Annotated in this window: 20 protein-coding genes; 10 read left to right on the top strand and 10 right to left on the bottom strand. The window is 69.6% G+C overall.

Annotated elements, in window-relative coordinates; genetic code table 11:
• Positions 1-90 precede the first annotated feature (90 nt).
• Both A7A76_RS15250 and A7A76_RS26705 read right to left on the bottom strand, forming a co-directional pair.
• Positions 91-492: a fluoride efflux transporter FluC gene (locus A7A76_RS15250; RefSeq protein WP_074868739.1), complete on the bottom strand. Its 402-nt coding sequence runs from the start codon at positions 490-492 to the stop codon at positions 91-93.
• Positions 492-740, bottom strand: a complete 249-nt coding sequence (locus tag A7A76_RS26705; protein ID WP_428995164.1) for a DUF6053 domain-containing protein — start codon at positions 738-740, stop codon at positions 492-494. Before A7A76_RS26705 ends, A7A76_RS15250 begins: the two co-directional genes overlap by 1 nt.
• Between A7A76_RS26705 and A7A76_RS26700 the strand changes: the two genes are divergently transcribed.
• Positions 622-906 (top strand): DUF6053 domain-containing protein, encoded by a 285-nt coding sequence (locus tag A7A76_RS26700; protein WP_428995163.1) that lies wholly within the window; start codon positions 622-624, stop codon positions 904-906. The genes A7A76_RS26705 and A7A76_RS26700 overlap by 119 nt on opposite strands.
• On the opposite strand, the gene A7A76_RS15245 is transcribed toward A7A76_RS26700, so the two are convergent.
• Positions 809-2,134: a replication-associated recombination protein A gene (locus tag A7A76_RS15245; protein ID WP_277425838.1), complete on the bottom strand. Its 1,326-nt coding sequence runs from the start codon at positions 2,132-2,134 to the stop codon at positions 809-811. The two genes, A7A76_RS26700 and A7A76_RS15245, sit on opposite strands and share 98 nt — an antisense overlap.
• A gap of 458 nt (positions 2,135-2,592) precedes the next feature.
• On the opposite strand from A7A76_RS15245, the gene A7A76_RS15240 reads away from it, so the two are divergent.
• A complete protein-coding gene (locus tag A7A76_RS15240) occupies positions 2,593-3,117 on the top strand; it encodes a glycoside hydrolase family 108 protein (RefSeq protein WP_206411974.1) in 525 nt (174 codons plus the stop codon).
• Positions 3,118-3,189: 72 nt separating this feature from the next.
• Positions 3,190-3,663 carry a GNAT family N-acetyltransferase gene (locus A7A76_RS15235; protein WP_206411973.1) on the top strand — a complete coding sequence of 158 codons (474 nt, stop codon included), beginning with the start codon at positions 3,190-3,192 and terminating at the stop codon, positions 3,661-3,663.
• A gap of 387 nt (positions 3,664-4,050) precedes the next feature.
• Here the strand turns inward: A7A76_RS15235 and lolA are convergent, their stop codons facing one another.
• Positions 4,051-4,686 (bottom strand): outer membrane lipoprotein chaperone LolA, encoded by a 636-nt coding sequence (lolA, locus tag A7A76_RS15230; RefSeq protein ID WP_343225344.1) that lies wholly within the window; start codon positions 4,684-4,686, stop codon positions 4,051-4,053.
• A gap of 177 nt (positions 4,687-4,863) precedes the next feature.
• On the opposite strand from lolA, the gene A7A76_RS15225 reads away from it, so the two are divergent.
• Positions 4,864-5,094 carry a DUF6289 family protein gene (locus tag A7A76_RS15225; protein ID WP_206411971.1) on the top strand — a complete coding sequence of 77 codons (231 nt, stop codon included), beginning with the start codon at positions 4,864-4,866 and terminating at the stop codon, positions 5,092-5,094.
• A gap of 150 nt (positions 5,095-5,244) precedes the next feature.
• On the opposite strand, the gene A7A76_RS15220 is transcribed toward A7A76_RS15225, so the two are convergent.
• Positions 5,245-7,626: a DNA translocase FtsK gene (locus tag A7A76_RS15220; RefSeq protein ID WP_343225343.1), complete on the bottom strand. Its 2,382-nt coding sequence runs from the start codon at positions 7,624-7,626 to the stop codon at positions 5,245-5,247.
• Positions 7,627-7,903: 277 nt separating this feature from the next.
• Entirely contained in the window at positions 7,904-8,974 is a 1,071-nt protein-coding gene (locus A7A76_RS15215) for an alanine dehydrogenase (RefSeq protein WP_206411969.1), read from the bottom strand.
• Positions 8,975-9,423: 449 nt separating this feature from the next.
• Here A7A76_RS15215 and trxB point away from each other — a divergent pair, with 449 nt between their 5' ends.
• The 5 genes from trxB (at position 9,424) to infA (ending at position 13,400) form a co-directional block, all read left to right on the top strand.
• Complete coding sequence (gene trxB / locus A7A76_RS15210) at positions 9,424-10,377, top strand: thioredoxin-disulfide reductase (protein ID WP_206411968.1); 954 nt, start codon at positions 9,424-9,426, stop codon at positions 10,375-10,377.
• A 131-nt stretch (positions 10,378-10,508) separates the two neighbouring features.
• Positions 10,509-10,964 (top strand): GNAT family N-acetyltransferase, encoded by a 456-nt coding sequence (locus tag A7A76_RS15205; protein ID WP_241200957.1) that lies wholly within the window; start codon positions 10,509-10,511, stop codon positions 10,962-10,964.
• Positions 10,961-12,184 carry a GNAT family N-acetyltransferase gene (locus A7A76_RS15200; RefSeq protein ID WP_428995162.1) on the top strand — a complete coding sequence of 408 codons (1,224 nt, stop codon included), beginning with the start codon at positions 10,961-10,963 and terminating at the stop codon, positions 12,182-12,184. Before A7A76_RS15205 ends, A7A76_RS15200 begins: the two co-directional genes overlap by 4 nt.
• Positions 12,181-12,951, top strand: a complete 771-nt coding sequence (aat, locus tag A7A76_RS15195) for a leucyl/phenylalanyl-tRNA--protein transferase (protein WP_206411967.1) — start codon at positions 12,181-12,183, stop codon at positions 12,949-12,951. The genes A7A76_RS15200 and aat overlap by 4 nt, the downstream gene beginning before the upstream one ends.
• A gap of 230 nt (positions 12,952-13,181) precedes the next feature.
• Positions 13,182-13,400: a translation initiation factor IF-1 gene (gene infA, locus A7A76_RS15190; protein ID WP_031372296.1), complete on the top strand. Its 219-nt coding sequence runs from the start codon at positions 13,182-13,184 to the stop codon at positions 13,398-13,400.
• Positions 13,401-13,521: 121 nt separating this feature from the next.
• On the opposite strand, the gene A7A76_RS15185 is transcribed toward infA, so the two are convergent.
• Both A7A76_RS15185 and A7A76_RS15180 read right to left on the bottom strand, forming a co-directional pair.
• A complete protein-coding gene (locus A7A76_RS15185) occupies positions 13,522-13,722 on the bottom strand; it encodes a hypothetical protein (protein WP_139175022.1) in 201 nt (66 codons plus the stop codon).
• Positions 13,723-13,790: 68 nt separating this feature from the next.
• A complete protein-coding gene (locus A7A76_RS15180; RefSeq protein ID WP_206411966.1) occupies positions 13,791-13,991 on the bottom strand; it encodes a hypothetical protein in 201 nt (66 codons plus the stop codon).
• A gap of 663 nt (positions 13,992-14,654) precedes the next feature.
• Between A7A76_RS15180 and A7A76_RS15175 the strand changes: the two genes are divergently transcribed.
• Positions 14,655-15,005, top strand: coding sequence for a DUF6491 family protein (locus A7A76_RS15175; protein ID WP_206411965.1), 351 nt, complete (start codon positions 14,655-14,657; stop codon positions 15,003-15,005).
• Between the two features lie 355 nt (positions 15,006-15,360).
• Here A7A76_RS15175 and clpA read toward each other — a convergent pair whose 3' ends face one another.
• Both clpA and clpS read right to left on the bottom strand, forming a co-directional pair.
• Positions 15,361-17,640, bottom strand: a complete 2,280-nt coding sequence (gene clpA, locus A7A76_RS15170) for an ATP-dependent Clp protease ATP-binding subunit ClpA (protein ID WP_206411964.1) — start codon at positions 17,638-17,640, stop codon at positions 15,361-15,363.
• Positions 17,641-17,730: 90 nt separating this feature from the next.
• Positions 17,731-18,051 (bottom strand): ATP-dependent Clp protease adapter ClpS, encoded by a 321-nt coding sequence (gene clpS, locus A7A76_RS15165; RefSeq protein WP_074868781.1) that lies wholly within the window; start codon positions 18,049-18,051, stop codon positions 17,731-17,733.
• Positions 18,052-18,351: the final 300 nt, after the last annotated feature.

Here is an 18,351-nt window from a genome sequence, read left to right as displayed (position 1 = left end):
ACCGCGACAACGCAACCATTGCGCAGATGTCGGCGCAGTTGCGTTGTCGCGGTCGCGGCTCGCGCCGCTCCTACAGGCGGGAAACCGGATTCAGGCCCGGGCCGGCCACAGCCCCTGCCCCAGCTTCCAGCCCACCGCGATCGCGGCCAGGCCCAGGCCGACATGCAGCAACACCGTCAGCGCCAGCCATTCGTAGCGCGCCGCGCGCAGCATCGCCAGCAGGTCCACGCCGAAGGCCGAGAATGTGGTCAGGCCGCCGAGCACGCCGGTCAGCAGCACCGCGCGCCAGAAGTCGGCGTCCTGGCGCTGGCCCAGCCAGACCAGCAACAGCCCGGCGCAGAAGCAGCCGGCCAGATTGACGGTCAAGGTCGACAAGGTCGGCCACGGCGCCGGCAGCCGCGGCAGCAGCAGGTTGGCGCCGTGGCGCAGCAGCGTGCCGAGGGCGCCGCCGAGAGCGACGGCGAGCAGTTGCAGCAGGGCGGCGCGGGTCATCATGCGGCGGCTCCAGGGCGGCTGCGTCGGGGCGGGCGGCGTCTGCCGTCGCGGTCGCAGCGGCGGCCGGCTTTTGTGTGCGCAATGGCTTCAGCGGCAAGGACAACTTTTCTGGGAGGGGTAGTTTTTGTGGGAGAGGCAGCTTCTGTGGGAGGGATAGCTTCTGTGGGAGGGACTTCAGTCCCGATGCTTTTGTTCCAGATCGCGGCGAGCGGAAAGGAAAGCATCGGGACTGAAGTCCCTCCCACAAAAGCGTCGGCTCCCAGCGAAGCCCGGGCGTCGGCGGCAAGTGCCCGCCGCTTGATCGGTCCAGCGATCACTCCGCCTCCTCCGGCCCGTCGCCGTCGCCCCCACCTTCGCCGCGCGCCTGCGCGCGCTGCGCGCGCAAGCGCTGCAGTTTCTCGCCGAGCTTGATCTCCAGCCCGCGCGCCACCGGCTGGTAATACACCCGCTCGCCCATCGCGTCGGGGAAGCCGGTCTGGTCCAGCGCCACGCCGCCTTCGGCGTCGTGGTCGTACTGATAGCCCTTGGCGTAGCCGAGCTGCTTCATCAGCTTGGTCGGCGCGTTGCGCAGGTGCAGCGGCACGTCCTGGGTGCCGTACTCGACCACATCGCGCCTGGCCTGGTTGAACGCGGCGTAGGCGGCGTTGGACTTGGCGGTGCTGGCCAGGTAGATCACCACCTGGGCCAGGGCCAGGTCGCCTTCGGGGCTGCCGAGGCGGTCGTAGGTTTCCCACGCGTCCACCGCCATTTGCAGCGCGCGCGGATCGGCCAGGCCGATGTCTTCCACCGCCATCCGGGTCAGCCGGCGCGCCAGGTAATGCGGGTCGCAGCCACCGTCGAGCATGCGCGCGAACCAGTACAGCGCCGAATCGGGATTGGAGCTGCGCACGGACTTGTGCAGCGCCGAGATCTGGTCGTAGAACTGCTCGCCGCCCTTGTCGAAGCGGCGGGTGCGGTCGGCCAGCACCTGGGCCAGGGTCGCGGGGGTGATCTCGCCGCCCTCGTCCTGGGCCAGTTCGGCGGCGATTTCCAGCAGGGTCAGCGCGCGGCGCACGTCGCCGTCGGCGGCGGTGGCGATCTGCAGCAGCAATCCGTCGTCGGCGCGCACGCGCTGGGCGCCGAGGCCGCGCTGCTCGTCGTCGAGCGCGCGGCGCAGGGTCACCCGCACGTCTTCGGGCGAGACCGCCTCCATCACGTGCACGCGGCAGCGCGAGAGCAGCGCCGAGTTGAGTTCGAACGAAGGGTTCTCGGTGGTGGCGCCGACGAAAATGATGGTGCCGCGCTCGATGTGCGGCAGGAACGCGTCCTGCTGGGTCTTGTTGAAGCGGTGCACCTCGTCGACGAACAGCACCGTGCGCCGGCCCTGCTCGAAGCGCTGCGCGGCGGCGGCCAGCACCTGGCGCACCTCCGGCAGGCCCGAGAGCACGGCGGAGATGGCGCGGAATTCGGCGTCGGCGTAATGCGCCAGCAGCAGCGCCAGGGTGGTCTTGCCGCAGCCCGGCGGGCCCCACAGGATCATCGAATGGACCCGCCCGGATTCGACCGCGCGGCGCAGCGCCGAACCCGGCGCCAGCAGGCGGCGCTGGCCGACCATTTCGTCGAGGGTGCGCGGGCGCATGCGCTCGGCCAGCGGGCGCAGCGCGGCGACGGATTCGCCTGCGGCGGACGCGTCGCCGTCGGCGGCGCTGAGCAGGTCGCGGCCGGGTTCGGCCTGGGGGGCGGTGCGGCGGGCCAAAACGGAAAACGCTCGCTGGACGGAGGGACACGATAGCAAGATCCGCCGGCGCGCGAGGCCGCCCGGGCCGAGGCTGCGGCGCTGCGGCGGCAGCGGGCAAAGTCGGCGCCGGCGGGCCGGCGCGGGGCATCGCCGCGGTCTGCCCGCGCGTTTCGGCGTAGCGCCTGGTTAACCGGCTAATTCGTTAATTCGTTAATTCGTTAACCCACTAACGCATTAATGCGCTAACGGCCTAACTCGCCGTGACGCCGCCTCCGACGACCGTCCCGTCCAACGCCCGGCGAACGGCGCCCCCGTCACAACCGACGCCACGGCGGCGTTGGTATCGGCGCGGCGCTCCGTCCGCATCGACCCAGCCCACCATGGCCGACTTCTCCCTGTACTTCCCGCAGCTGCTGGCTTTCGAAGGCGGCTACATCGACGACCCGGCCGACCCCGGCGGCGCCACCAACCGCGGCATCACCCTGGCGGTGTTCCAGGCCAATGCGCGCGCCTTGCTCGGCGTGGCGCCTACCCTGGACAACCTGCGCGCCCTGAGCGAGCCGCAAGCCGCCGCGCTGTACAAGGCGCTGTACTGGGACCGCATCGACGGCGACGCGATCGCTTCGCAGATGCTGGCCGAGATCGTGTTCGACTTCTACGTCAACGCCGGCTTCCACGCGATCGTCCTGCTGCAACGCCTGCTCGGCCCGCCGCTGGCCAGCGACGGCCTGTTCGGGCCGGACACGCTCAAGGCGCTGCAGGACGCCGATCAGGCGGCGCTGTACGCGCGCTATCGCCAGGGCCGGATCGACTACTACACCGAACTCGCGCAAGCGCATCCGATCCTGCAGCGCTTCCTCGCCGGCTGGCTGCGGCGCGCGAACTGGTTCCCGGCGCAGGCCTGAGCGCCACCGCGCCGTTGCCGCCCGCCGGCGCGGCGCCGACAATGCGCGCAGTCCCCCGCATTCGCCGAATCGATGTCCGACGCCCCGCTCGTCCGCCCCGCCCTGCCCGCCGACCGCGCCGCGGTGCTGGCGCTGCTGGCGGAAACCTTCGCCGACACCTGGCGCCCGCAACTCACCGCCCAGGCCATCGCCGACTACCACGGCAATCGCGTGGCCGAACGCTACGTCGATGCGCAACTGAGCCAGTTGCTGGTGGCCGAACTCGACGGCGAGGTGCTCGGCTTCGCCGGCCGCGACGGCGGCTTTGTCGATTCGCTGCACGTCGGCGCGCGCGGCCGTCGCCGCGGCCTCGCGCGGGCGCTGATGCAGGCGCTGGAGAACGCGATGCGCGCCGAAGGACACCGCGCGGCGAGCCTGGAAACCGACACCTTCAACACCGGCAGCCAGGCGCTGTACCTGGCCCTGGGCTACCGCGAGACCGCCCGCTATCCCGACGAGGAATGGAACAGCGGGCTGACGACGATCCGGTACGAAAAGCCGCTGTAACCGCGCCGCGCGCTCGTCTCCACCGGAAACTGCCGGGACGCTTCCCCAAAGCGACCTGTAGGAGCGACGCAAGTCGCGACCCACCGAAGCAACGCCGCCCCGCCGCCCGTCCCCGAAGCCACGAACCGTCACGTCTTCACCAAACGCCGCCCCCCGCGCCCCTTGCAGGAGCAACGCAAGTCGCGACCGCGCTCGTTCCGATCGCGTCGAATGCCCCGCAATCCGATAACGCAAGCCACGCGGCTCTCGTCGTCACCGCAACAACGCAGTCGCGGCTTGCGCCGCTCCTACAGGTAGCCCATGCAGTCGCGCGGCCAGCGTCAGCCCCAAAACGAAAAACGCGGGCCGAAGCCCGCGCTTTTCCGATCCCATATCGCGCCCGGCGGCTCAACCTTCGCCGATCACGTCCACGCCCTTGCCCGGCGCGTACTTGAACGTACTCGCGGGAAAGCTGGGATTGCGCTTCCAGCCCGAGAAACTGATCTCGGTCTTCTGTCCCAGCGCATCGACGATCTCCATCTTGCTCAGCACGCCGCCGCCGAAGCCCAGGCGCGCGCTGCGGAAGCTGGCTTCGCCCTGGCGCTTGGGCGTGAGCAGCAGCCAGTTCAGGCCGCCGTCGCCGCCGAGCTCCTTGACCGCGAACATCGCGTCGAGCTTGCTCGGGTCGACCAGCGCCGCCAGCGGGCTGTTCTGCTCTTCCGCGCCTTGCGGGCGCACGCTGACCTGCTGCAGGTCCGGCTCGTACACCCACACCTTGGCGCCGTCGGCGACGATCAGCTGCGGATAGGGCTTGGCGTATTCCCAGCGGAACAGCCGCGGCGCCGACAGCGCGACCTGGCCGGTCGAGGATTCCTTGAGCTTGCCGTTGGGGTCGAACACCTGCTGGGCGAACTGGCCGTCCAGGCCCTTGAGGCCGCGGGTGAAAGCGTTGAGGTCGTCGCGCGCGCCGGCGCTGGCGGCGCCGGCGAACAGGGTCGCCGACAGCGACAACGCGAGGGCGGCTTGGCGGACGAAACGGTTCACGGGGCGACTCCTGAGTGAGAGGACGGCAGTGTGCTGGGCCGAAACTGAACGGGCTCGCGACAGGCGAATTATAGGTTCACGGCACATTTTGCCACGCCGGCCGCGGCTACCTTCGCACGGCAGCACCCGCAACGACGCGCCATCCCATCGGAACACCCCTCAGAACAAGGAGTTCGCATGCGCATCAAGAGCGTTCTGTCCGCCGCCGCGCTGGTCGCCGGCCTGTCGATCGCCGGCACCAGCGTCGCCAACGCGCCGCCCTACGGCACCGAGCAGTTCGAAGAATGGTTCGACGCCGGCGGCAATCTGGTCGGCTACGTGCACTGGACCTGCGACGGCCGTCGCGAGACCTGGGGCAGCCGCAGCGGCCGCCTCGAAGTCACCCGCCGCGCCTGCCCGCAGCCCTGAGCGGCGCAGCCGACGTGCGAACGGGCCGGCCGCGAGCGTTCGCGGCCGGCCCGTCGTTTTTTGGCTGCGCGCCCGAATCGTGCGGCGCATCGCCGACGCCCGACGCGATTCGCGAAAAACGCCGACGGCGCGCGCCGGCCGAGCGCCGGCTCACTTCGGCGGCGGCGGCGCCAGCACCGAACGGTCGCCGTTGTGCTCCGGCGGGGTCACCACGCCGGCCGCTTCCATCGCCTCGATCAGGCGCGCGGCGCGGTTGTAGCCGATCTTGAGCCGGCGCTGCACGCCGGAGATCGACGCGCGGCGGGTCTCGGTGACGATGCGCACGGCCTCGTCGTAGAGCGGATCGGACTCGTCGCCGCCGGAGCTGGGCGCTTCCGGCAGGCCGGTCGCGCCGACCACGGTACCGTCGCCCATGGTCTGGGTCTCGTCGAGCACGCCCTCGATGTAGTCCGGGCCGCCGCCGATCTGCTTGAGGTGCTCGACCACGCGATGCACCTCTTCGTCGGACACGAACGCGCCGTGCACGCGCTCGGGCATCGCGGTGCCCGGCGGCAGGTACAGCATGTCGCCGTGGCCGAGCAGGGTCTCCGCGCCGGACTGGTCGAGGATCGTGCGCGAGTCGATCTTGCTCGACACCTGGAAGGCGATGCGGGTCGGAATATTGGCCTTGATCAGGCCGGTGATCACGTCCACCGACGGGCGCTGGGTGGCCAGGATCAGGTGGATGCCGGCCGCGCGCGCCTTCTGCGCCAGGCGCGCGATCAGCTCTTCGACCTTCTTGCCGACGATCATCATCATGTCGGCGAATTCGTCGATGAAGATGACGATGAACGGCAGCGTCTCCAGCGCGATCGGCACCTCGCCGAGCTCGGCGTTGGGCTTGAACAGCGGGTCCATCAGCGGCTGGCCCGCGTCCTGGGCGTCCTTGACCTTCTTGTTGAAGCCGGCCAGGTTGCGCACGCCCACCGCCGACATCAGCTTGTAGCGCCGCTCCATCTCGGCCACGCACCAGCGCAGGCCGTTGGCGGCCTCCTTCATGTCGGTGACCACCGGCGCCAGCAGGTGCGGGATGCCTTCGTAGACCGACAGTTCGAGCATCTTCGGGTCGATCATCAGCATCCGCAGGTCCTTCGCGGAGGCCTTGTACAGCAGGCTCAGCACCATCGCGTTGACCGCGACCGACTTGCCCGAGCCGGTGGTGCCGGCGACCAAGAGATGAGGCATGCGTGCCAGATCGGCCACTGTCGGCCGCCCCGCGATGTCCTTGCCCAGCGCCAGCGTCAGCGGGCTGCCGGACTTGTCGTATTCCTTCGAGCGCAGCAGCTCGGACAGGAAGATCATCTCGCGCGAGGTGTTCGGCGTTTCCAGGCCGATCACCGACTTGCCCGGGATCACGTCGACCACGCGCACCGACTTGACCGACAGGCCGCGGGCGATGTCCTTGTCCAGCGAGGAGATCTGGCTGACCTTGACGCCCGGCGCGGGCTCGATCTCGAAGCGGGTGATGACCGGGCCCGGATAGGCGCCGACCACCTGCGCGTCGATGCGGAAATCCTTGAGCTTGAATTCGATCTGCCGCGACAGGGTTTCCAGCGTCTCCTCGCTGTAGCCCTTGGGCTGCGGCTTGGGATCGTCGAGCAGCGCCAGCGGCGGCAGGCCGGTGCCGTCGCCGGTGTGGAACAGCGGGATCTGGGTCTCGCGCTTGGCGCGCTCGCTCTTCTCCACCACCGGTGCCGGCGGCGGCTCGATCTTGACCTTCTCGCGCTTGGCGCGCAGTTCGGTGTCGGCCTTACGCGCTTCCTCGCGCTCCTCGCGCATGACCTGGGTCTGGCGCCACTCGGTGGCCTGCTGGCTGCTGCGGCGGAACAGCTTGCTCAGCAGCGGGCCGGCGGTCAGCACGCGCTTGCCGATCCAGTCCATCACCGCGAACCACGACACGCCGGTGGCCAGGGTGAAGGAGATCAGCAGCAGCGCGGCCAGGAACAGGTTGCCGCCGACCGGGCCGAAGCCCGAATACAGCGAACGCCCGACCAACTGGCCGAGGATGCCGCCCGCGCCGGCCGAGAAGTTCTCGGCCGTGCCGACGCGCAATTGCAGCAGCCCGGCCAGGGACACCAGCGAGCCGACGATGCCGACCAGCCGCAGCGCCGGGCCTAGATCGGCGTCGCCGTCGCCGTCGGTGTCCATGCCGAACAGCGCGATCCAGGCGATCGCGCCGAGCATGAAGGGCAGCAGGAAGGCGACGTAGCCGCACAGGTACAGCAGCACGTCGGCGATCCAGGCGCCGACCCGGCCGCCGAGGTTGTGCAGCGGCGCGGTGATCGAGCCCGAATGCGACCAGCCCGGATCGGTCGGCGAGAACGTGAACAGACTCGCCAGCAGGTACAGCAGCAAGGGCGCGATCACGATCAGCGAGATATCGCGCATCAACCGCTGCCGCTTCGGCGACGGCGGCGCGGACGCAGCCGCGCGCGACTCGGCCTCGGCCGGCGCCTTGGCCTTCTTGCGACTGGCTGTGGGTGCGGACGCCACCGTGATGTGCTGCCTTAGGATGATTTCGTTAGTACTTGAATATACAGGAAGAGCGAGTAGCGAGTAACGAGGAGTGAGAAACGAGAGTCGGCTGTCTTCGGGAGCGGCCTGTTCAGTCGCGGGGATTGCGGCGCTGGAGCCAGGCCGCGCCGTCGCGCCAGGGCCCATGAAAGCATAAAGGGCCGGGCGGAATCCTCCGCCCGGCCCTTCAAGCCCGTCGGCAATCCGGACCAGGACCCGGCCAGCAGGCCTCATCCCGAATCCCGAATCCCGGCTCTTACAGCTTCATGTCCTGCAACGCCGGATGCACGATCTTGCCGCCCTCGACGTTGATGCCGCGCACCAGCGCCGGGTTGTTGCGCCAGTCGGCGCCGGCGGCGAGCTTGTTGACCCACGGCAGGATCGCCGCGCAGATCGCCTGCGAGGAGGTCTGCGGCACCGCGCCGGGCATGTTGGTCACGCAGAAGTGGGTGATGCCCTCTTCGACGTAGGTCGGCTCCTTCCAGGTGGTCGGGCGCGAGGTCTCGAAGCAGCCGCCCTGGTCGATGGCGATATCGACGACCACGCTGCCGTCTTCCATCTCGCGCAGCATCTCGCGGGTCATCACGTGCGGGGCCTTGGCGCCGGTGATCAGCACCGCGCCGATCACCAGATCGGCCGAGGCGACTTCGCGCGCGACCACGTCGTGGTACGGATACAGCGCGGTGACGTTGTTGCCCAGGCGCATCATCTCGTCCATGCGGTCCTGGCGCATTTCGAACACGGTGACGTTGGCGCCGGCCGCGGCGGCCAGCGCGGCCGAGGCGCCGCCGGCCTTGCCCGCGCCGAACACCACGACCTTGCCGCGCTCGGTCGACGGCAGGCCGCCGAGCAGCTTGCCCTTGCCCGACATCGGCTGGTGCAGCAGGTGGGTGCCGACCTGGACGCCGATCTTGCCGGCGATGACCGACATCGGCGCCAGCAGCGGCAGGTCGCCGTTGGGCAGCTCGACGGTCTCGAAGGCGACGCCGGTCAGGCCGATGTCGAGCAGGTGCTTGGTCAGCGCCGGCTCGGCGGCCAGGTGCAGGTAGCAGAACAGCAGGTGATCCTTGCGCAGGTGCTGCAGGTCGCCGGCGATCGGCTCCTTGACCTTGACGATCAGTTCGCCCTTCTCGTACAGGGCCGCCGCGTCCGGCGCGATCTTCACGCCCAGACGGGTGTAGTCGGCATCCTTGAAGCCGCTCTTGACGCCCGCGTCCTGCTCCAGCCAGACCTCGTGGCCGCGCTTGACCAGGTCGCCCGCCGCGGCGGGAACGAGCGCGACGCGCCCTTCGAGAGTCTTGGTTTCCTTCGGTACGCCGATACGCATTGCTGTCTCCAGTGCGGCCCAGAAAAAACGCCGCATAGGCGGCGCGACGAGCCAGGTTGTGTTTTTTGTGAGCGGTGTGGGGTGGAACGCTTGCAAGGTGCTGCGTGGCGAGGTGCGGCGCCGCACCCTTCCATGCCGTGCGCAGCGCGCCCGCGGCGCAGCTGCGTCCGGCGGGGCCGGCGCCCGCACACGCGGCTTTTTACTCTCACCCTCGCCGCAATGCCAGCTACGGTTTGGCGGTTCGAGCCGGCGGCCGCGTCGCGCAACGTTGCGTCCGCGCGCCACGCCTTGTTTTGCCGGGTCCGCGCCTCCAAGCTATGCCCTGCCCCGGAATTTTCTACACGCCGGCGTATGGGTCGATAAACCGATTACAAGACCCGGCGCTGCGCAGAAATCCCGCCGAATCCCTACTGCGCGCAGCGCATTCCCAACAGCCCGCGATTATATACATGAGCCCAACCAAGCACTCCCGCGTCGTCATCCTCGGTTCCGGCCCCGCCGGCTGGACCGCCGCCGTCTACGCCGCCCGCGCCAACCTCAAGCCGCTGGTGATCACGGGCCTGCAGCAGGGCGGCCAGCTGATGACCACCACCGAGGTCGACAACTGGCCCGGCGACGCGCACGGCCTGATGGGCCCGGACCTGATGGCGCGCATGCAGGCGCACGCCGAGCGCTTCGACACCGAAGTGCAGTTCGACCACATCCACACCGCCGACCTGTCCAAGCGCCCGTTCCGCCTGATCGGCGACAGCGGCGAGTACACCGCCGACGCGCTGATCATCGCCACCGGCGCCACCGCCAAGTACCTGGGCCTGCCGTCGGAAGACGAGTACAAGGGCCGCGGCGTGTCCGCCTGCGCGACCTGCGACGGCTTCTTCTACAAGGACCAGGACGTGGCCGTGGTCGGCGGCGGCAACACCGCGGTCGAGGAAGCGCTGTACCTGTCCAACATCGCGCGCAAGGTCTATCTGGTGCATCGCCGCGACACCCTGCGCGCGGAGAAGATCATGCAGGACAAGCTGCAGGCCAAGATCCAGGCCGGCAAGATCGAGCCGGTGTGGCACCACACCGTCGACGAGGTGGTCGGCAACGACGCCGGCGTCACCGGGCTCAAGCTCAAGTCGGTGCAGGACGGCTCCTCGCGCGAGCTGGCGATCCACGGCCTGTTCGTCGCCATCGGCCACACCCCGAACACCAGCCTGTTCGACGGCCAGCTGGAGATGAAGAACGGCTACCTGACCATCCGCACCGGCCTGGACGGCAACGCCACCCAGACCTCGGTGGAAGGCGTGTTCGCCGCCGGCGACGTCGCCGACCAGGTCTACCGCCAGGCGATCACGTCGGCCGGCTTCGGCTGCATGGCCGCGCTGGACGCCGAGAAGTTCCTCGACAAGGACGCCTGAGCGCGCGGCGCGAGCGCCTCGGCCGGGGGGATTGCGTTCCCGGCCGCAGGCGCGCCGCCACGACGATCGCGCAGCGCCGTCCGCGGCTGCTGCGTCCAGCCCCTCCTTCCCCGCTTAGCGCCTCCCGCCCCATGGCCGCCACGATGCTGAGCTTCCGCGACGACGCCCTGTCCGATGCCGACTTCGCCGTCGTCCACGGCTTCCTGTCGCAGACCTACTGGGCCGCCGGCATCCCCGCCGCGACCCTGCGCCGCGCCCTCGACGGCTCGCTGTGCTATCGCGGCTACCTCGACGGCGAACTGGTCGCCTTCGCCCGCGCCGTCACCGACCAGGCCACCTTCGCTTACCTGGCCGACGTATTCGTCGCGCCGGAACAACGCGGCCGCGGCTACGGCCGCGCCGTGGTCGAAGCCTTGATGGCCGACCCGCGCGTGCAAGGCCTGCGCCGCTGGCTGCTGGTCACCTGCGACATGCAGCCGCTGTACGCCAAGCTCGGCTTCACCGCCTTGCCGCGGCCCGAGCAGCACATGCAGAAGCACGATCCCGACGTGTACCTGCGCGCGGCCGAGGCCTCGCCCGCACCGTGAGCGAGGCCGGCGACGCGTTCTCGATCCGCCTGCTCGGCGCGCTCGCCGAGGTGCCGGCCGCGCACTGGGACGCGCTGCACGACGGCGCCAACCCGTTCGTCGCCCACGCCTTCCTGCACGGCCTGGAAGCCACCGGCTGCCTGCGCGAGGACTGGGGCTGGACGCCGCACCACCTCACGCTGTGGCGCGGCGACGAACTGATCGCGGCGATGCCGGCGTACCTGAAGCAGAACTCGCACGGCGAGTTCGTGTTCGATCACGCCTGGGCGCACGCCTACGAACAGCACGGCCTGGACTATTTCCCCAAATGGCTGGCCGCGGTGCCCTATTCGCCGGTGACCGGCCCGCGCCTGCTCGCGCGCGAGCCCGCGCACCGGCGCCTGCTGCTGCGCGCGATGGCGCAGCTGTGCGCGCGCCAGGAATTGTCCTCGGCGCACGTCAACTTCCACCTGCAGGACGAGGACGCCGCGTTCGCGGCCGAAGGCGACGGCGACTGGCTGGCGCGCGTGGACGTGCAATACCACTGGCGCAACGAGCCCGACGCGCACGGCCGGCGCTGGGGCGATTTCGAGCAGTTCCTCGCCGCGTTCGATCACAAGCACCGCAAGAACATCCGCCAGGAGCGGGCCAAGGTCGCGCGCGCCGGCGTGGGTTTCCGCGTGGTCGAAGGCGGCGACGCCAGCGAGGCGGACCTCGCGACCATGTACGGCTTCTACCGCAGCACCTTCGACCAGTACGGCAACCACGCCGCGCTGACGCTCGATTTTCTGCGCCACCTCGCCCAGGCCATGCCGCGGTCGCTGGTAATGTTCCTGGCCGAATACCAGGGCGCAGCGGTCGCCGGCGCGCTGTGCCTGCGCGGCGCCGACACGCTCTACGGCCGCTATTGGGGCGCGCGCGCCGAACTGCCGGGGCTGCATTTCGAGACCTGCTACTACCAGGGCATCGAGTACTGCCTGCGCGAAGGCCTGCACGCGTTCGAGCCCGGCGCCCAGGGCGAGCACAAGCTCGCCCGCGGCTTCCTGCCGACCGAAGTGCGCAGCCGCCACTGGATCGCCCACCCGTCGTTCCGCGACGCGCTGCGGCCGTGGTGCCGCGAGGAAGCGGCCTCGGTGCGGCGCTACGCCCAGACCTTGCGCGCGCATTCGCCGTTCAAGGCCGCCGGCGACGACGGCGGTCCCGGCGCGGCGACGCCGGACCGATCATCCTCGCGCGCATGAAGCGCCTGCCGTTCCTGTTGCCCAGCGATCCCGAGGCGCCGTTCCCGCCCGGCGAGCGCGCGCTGGAGGAACCCGCCGGCCTGCTCGCGGTCGGCGGCGACCTCAGCCCGGCGCGCCTGCTCAACGCCTACCGCAGCGGCGTGTTCCCGTGGCCGAGCGAAGGCTACCCGCTGCTGTGGTGGTGCCCGGACCCGCGCACGGTGTTCCAAACCGACGCGGTGCGGCTGTCGTCCAAGTTCCGCCGCGGCCTGCGCCACAGCGCCTGGACGGTGCGCGCCGACACCGCGTTCGAAGCGGTCATCGCCGCCTGCGCCGCCGCGCCGCGGCCGGGCCAGGACGGCACCTGGATCGTCCCGGCGATGATCGAGGCCTACACCCGCATGCATCGGCTCGGCCATGCCCATTCGGTGGAAGTGTTCGACGGCGAGGCCTTGGTCGGCGGCATCTACGGCATCGCCATCGGCCGCATGTTCTATGGCGAGAGCATGTTCAGCGCGGCCTCCGGCGGCTCCAAGGTCGCGCTGGCGGCGCTGGCGCGGCGACTGCACGGCTGGGGCTGGCCGCTGCTCGACGCCCAGGTCGAGAACCCGCACCTGCTCAGCCTGGGCGCGCGGTCGCTGCCGCGCGCGCGGTTCCTGGCGCAGGCGGCCGAACTCGCGGCCGCGCCGGGCTTCGCGCCCGGCGCGTGGACCGGGCGCTTCGGCGAACTGGCGGCGGCGGAGCTGGCCGATCCGTTGCCGGCCGGCCCGGAACTTCCCGCTCCCTGACCTGGCGCCGCGGAGTCGAGCGTTTCAGCGCCGGCCGAGCCGCAATCCGCCGTCCCCACCCCGCCCGTTCGCCCGCCGGGCCCAGGCGGAGCGCCCCGGCTCCCGGCGCATTAACGGTTTTTTTGCGCCCGGGCTGCCTTCGTGGCAAAATGCGCGGCTTCGCGGGCGCGCGACAGGCCCAACACCCGACTCCAGGACTCCTCTTGCGAGTCCACCTTCCTGGGAACCACATGGCAAAAGACGACGTGATCGAATTCGAGGGCACGGTGGCGGAAACCCTTCCGAACACCATGTTCCGCGTGCGTCTCGAAAACGGGCACGAAATCATTGCCCACATCTCGGGTCGCATGCGCAAGAACTACATCCGGATCCTGACCGGCGACAAGGTCAAGGTCGAGATGACGCCCTACGATCTGACCAAGGGCCGGATCACCTACCGCATGAAGTAATCGCGGTAACCGACTGAAAAAGGCGGCCGATGGCCGCCTTTTTCGTGTCCGCGGGAAGCCGCGGGGCGAGGTTCGCCCAGGCCTGCGGACCTGCGCGGCGGCGCTGCCGCCGCCGCGCCGCTCACTCCAGCGGGCACCCCGCCGCGATCAGGCACTGGCTGAACGGCGTTTCGCAATCGCGGGTACCGGCTTCGCCGCCGTTGGCCTGGCAGATCTGGTACTCGGTACGGCATTGCTTGCAGCCGCCGCCCGGGCCGGCGACCGCCGCGGCCGAGAACACGAATGCGGCCAGCGCCGCGAGCAGCATGTGGCGAGTTTTCATAGACGCTCCTGGTTCGTAGATCGACGCCGCATCGCCCCGCACGCGCGGGCCGCACGCGGCTACGGCGCTCACCACGGCGGGTTCGGGCAGCCGGCGCTCTTCAGACACATTTCGACCTGGTAATCGCAGGTCTGCACGTCCAGGACCGCCACGCACTTGTTGTAGCGCATCCAGCAGGTCTGGCAGGCATCGCCGGCGGCGGTGGCGGTGGTGATCACCGCGCAACCGAACACGAATGCGGCCAAGGCCGCGAGAGAACGTTTCTTCATCGCATCGGACTCCTGTTCCGGGTGAAGACGGCCGCAGCGGCCGCCGCCCGCGATCTGCGGGCGTGCGGACGCTAGCACCGGGCCGCGCGCGGCCCCGGCGCGCACTGGCAAAACCGACAGGGCGCGCGCGGGTTCGCGCATCGCGGCTGCGACGCAGGGCGCGTTTCGCGCGGGCCGGGCGCTGCAACGCAGCACGCGCGAGCTGTCGCGCGTCGGACTTCGCCTGGCAACGAGGCAGCGCGTCCGCGCAGGTCGCGCACGACGCGAAGCCTGCGCATTGGACGCAGGCTGCGCCGCCCCGCGTCGCGTCGCGTCGCCGCGCCAGCCCGAACGCATCGCATCGTCCCGAGCGCATCGCGCCACGTCGCTGCTCCGCTGCATCGCATCGAGCACGCGCCGCGCAATCCGCATCGCGCGGCGCGGATGCGCATGGCGGCGAGCGTCGAACGCGCTGCAACCATTCGATGCGCACATGCATCTACGCATCCAGCCAGACACGAAACGCCGCGCGACAACGCGGCGACGGCGAAGCGCTGCCGCGCGTCTAGGCCGGAGGTCATGGCATGACGAAGGTCACCGCGACTTCCTCCAGATTCGGCTGCGCGGCGCGCTCCATAGAGTGTGCCGCAAGCCCCGCCCCTTACCCACGCCAAGGATGCACGCATGAAGCTGTTGTCTGCCCTCACCCTCGCCGCCGCGCTTGCCGTCGTCGCCGCGCCCGCCTTCGCCGCCGATCCGCTGACGGAATGCGTCGACCTCGGCGCCACGCACGTCGTGCGCCGCGCCGGCGACAGCGCCGTGGCGATCCAGGACGGCGCGCAGCACTACCGCGCCGAAATGCGCTACGGCTGCAACGACCTGGGCTATTCGGCCAAGCTCAAGATCTCCACCGACAAGCAGGAAGGCCGCTTGTGCCCGCAGGGCTCCAAGCTCGCCACGCAACGCGATCTGTGTTCGATTTCGCGGGTGGAAAAGATCGACGAACAAGCCTTCAAGCGCTACATCAAGCGCTGAGCCGTCGATCGCGGACGCTGTTCGCTCGCAGCGTCCGCCTTGAGCGGATCCGGCCCGCCGCGCGCGTCCCCGCGCGCGCGGCGACGCCCATGCCGCCGCGCCGCATGCGGAAGGTTTCGCATGCGGGTTTCTCGCGTTGTCCGCGATGGCGATACGGAACGAAGGTCGCGGCGCAGTCGAGGTAGCGCGGTCGCGGCTTGCGCCGCTCCTACAGGGGTGAGTTTCGTATCCGGCTGCAGGAGCGGCGCAAGCCGCGACCGCCACACCGCGCTTGCCGCGCAACCCAAACTCCCGGACAAGAAAAAGGCGGCCCGAAGGCCGCCTTTTTGTCATGCCGCATCCGCGGCCGAACGGCTCACACCGTCGCCGGCAACAAACGCTCCGGCTCGGGCTGCGCGTCGACCACGAGCTGATCGTCGCGCACATCGATGCTGACCCGGCCGCCGCCGACCAGCTTGCCGAACAGCAGTTCGTCGGCGAGCGGACGCTTGATCTGGTCCTGGATCACCCGCGCCATCGGCCGCGCGCCCATCAGCGGGTCGAAGCCGTGCTGGGCCAGCCAGTCGCGCGCGGCCGGGGTGGCCGACAGCGACACGTCCTTCTCGTGCAACTGGGTCTCCAGCTCGATCAGGAACTTGTCGACCACGCGCAGGATGTGCTCGAAGCCCAGCGCCTGGAACTGCACCACCGCGTCGAGGCGGTTGCGGAATTCCGGCGAGAAGCTCTTGCGGATGACTTCCATCGCGTCGGTGGAGTGGTCCTGCTTGGTGAAGCCGATCGAGCGCCGCGAGGCCTGGGCCGCGCCGGCGTTGGTGGTCATCACCACGATCACGTTCTTGAAGTTGGCCTCGCGCCCGTTGGTGTCGGTGAGCATCCCGCGGTCCATCACCTGCAACAGGATGTTGAAGATGTCCGGATGCGCCTTCTCGACCTCGTCCAGCAGCAGCACGCAGTGCGGGGTCTTGACGATCTTCTCGGTCAACAGGCCGCCCTGGTCGAAGCCGACGTAGCCCGGAGGGGCGCCGATCAGGCGGCTGACCGAATGCGGCTCCATGTACTCGGACATGTCGAAGCGCACCAGCTCGATGCCCAGTTGCAGCGCGAGCTGCTTGGTCACCTCGGTCTTGCCCACGCCGGTGGGGCCGGAGAACAGGAAGTTGCCGATCGGCTTGTCCGGGTTGCCCAGGCCCGAGCGCGCCAGCTTGATCGCCGAGGCCAGGGTCTCGATCGCCGGATCCTGGCCGAAGATCACCATCTTGAGGTTGCGCTCGAGGTTCTTGAGCACGTCCTTGTCGCTGGCCGAGACCTGCTTGGTCGGAATGCGCGCCATCTTGGCCACGATCGTCTCGATCTCCTCGATGTCGATCAGGCTCTTGCGCGCGCTCTCCGGCAGCAGCCGCTGGCGCGCGCCGGCCTCGTCGATGACGTCGATGGCCTTGTCCGGCAGCAGGCGGTCGCCGATGTGCTTGACCGACAGGTCGACCGCGGCCTGCAGCGCGTCGTCGGCGTAGGTCACGCCGTGGTGCGACTCGTACTTGGGCTTGAGGCCCTGCAGGATCTGGTAGGTCTCGCCGACGGTGGGCTCGATGATGTCGATCTTCTGGAAGCGCCGCGCCAGCGCGCGGTCCTTCTCGAAGATGCCGCGGTATTCCTGGAACGTGGTCGAGCCGATGCAGCGCAGCTCGCCGGAGGACAGCGCCGGCTTGATCAGGTTGCTGGCGTCCATGGTGCCGCCGCTGGCCGACCCGGCGCCGATGATGGTGTGGATCTCATCGACGAACAGGATCGACTCGGGCTGCTTCTTCAGCTGGGCCAGCACCGCCTTGAGCCGCTTTTCGAAATCGCCGCGGTACTTGGTGCCGGCCACCAGCGCGCCCAGGTCGAGGGCGAAGATGGTCGCGTTGCGCAGCACCTCGGGCACCTCGCCGTCGACGATGCGCTTGGCCAGGCCTTCGGCGATCGCGGTCTTGCCCACGCCGGCCTCGCCGACATAGAGCGGATTGTTCTTGCGCCGGCGGCACAGCACCTGGATGGTGCGCTCGACTTCGTCGGCGCGGCCGACCAGCGGGTCGATCTTGCCTTCGCGGGCGAGCTGGTTGAGGTTGCTGGCGAACTCGGCCAGGGCGTCGGACTTGCCCTCGCCCTCCATGCCCTCGGCCGGCTTGGCCTCTTCCTCGTGGTGGGCGTGGCCGTCCTCACCGTTGTGCTTGACGATGCCGTGGGACAGGTAGTTCACCACGTCCAGGCGGGCCACGTCCTGCTGGTTGAGGAAGTAGACCGCGTGCGAGTCCTTTTCGCCGAAGATCGCCACCAGCACGTTGGCGCCGGTGACCTCCTTCTTGCCCGAGGACTGGACGTGGTAGACCGCGCGCTGCAGCACGCGCTGGAAGCCCAGGGTGGGCTGGGTGTCGCGGTCGACGTCGTCGGGCAGCACCTGGACCGAGGTCGCGATGGCCTGCTCCAGGTCGCTGCGCAATCGCGCGAAGTCGACGCCGGTGGCCTTGAGGACGGCCTCGGCGGACGGGTTGTCGAGTAGTGCGAGCAGCAGGTGTTCGACCGTCATGTACTCGTGGCGCGCCTCGCGGGCGCGCTTGTAGCACTGGCCGATGCTGTATTCGAGATCCTTGCTGAACATGGGGCGGAGCCTCCAGGACGTATGCTCGCTACGTGGGGGCGCTCGCCGGCTTTTCCATGCCCCGCCCCGGGGAGATGCTTCAGCTCCCTTTTAGGCCTTTTCCATCGTGCACAGCAAGGGGTGCTGATGCATCCTTGAAAATTCGTTCACCTGCGCTACCTTCGATTCGGCGACTTCGCGCGTGAAGACGCCGCATACGCCGCGGCCGCGGGTGTGGACGTGCAGCATGATCTGGGTGGCTTTTTCGACGTTCATCGGGAAAAAGCGCATCAACACCTCGATCACGAAGTCCATCGGGGTGTAGTCGTCGTTGAGCAGCAGGACGGAATAAAGCGGCGGGCGCGCCAGTTCGGGCTTGCCGGCTTCCACCAGCACCCCGTGGCTGTGTTCGTGATCGGTCTGTTTGGCCATGCGTGGATTATAGACGCCGGCCTGTCCGGCGCGGCCTGTCGAGATGGGCCCTTGGCGGGAGACGGAGCGGCGGCGGCGCGGCGTGGACGCGTGCACGGCCGCATTGCAAAATGCCGCAGCGCCGCCATTTGTAGCGGAGCCGTCGGTGCAGATTGCGCCGCCGTCGCAGAATTCAAGGACCCGCATGCGCCCCACTCCCGGCCTTCCGCCCGGCCCCTCGTCCCGACTCGCCCGCGCCGCGCTGCTGCTGGGCGCGCTCGCCGCCGCGCCTGCGTGGGCGTCCGTCGCCGCGCCGGCGGC

It is taken from the genome of Lysobacter enzymogenes, assembly GCF_017168095.1.
Lineage (GTDB): Bacteria > Pseudomonadota > Gammaproteobacteria > Xanthomonadales > Xanthomonadaceae > Lysobacter > Lysobacter enzymogenes_D.
The sequence above is the reverse complement of the archived record's forward strand: the minus strand, read 5'-3'. Positions and strand labels throughout refer to the sequence as shown.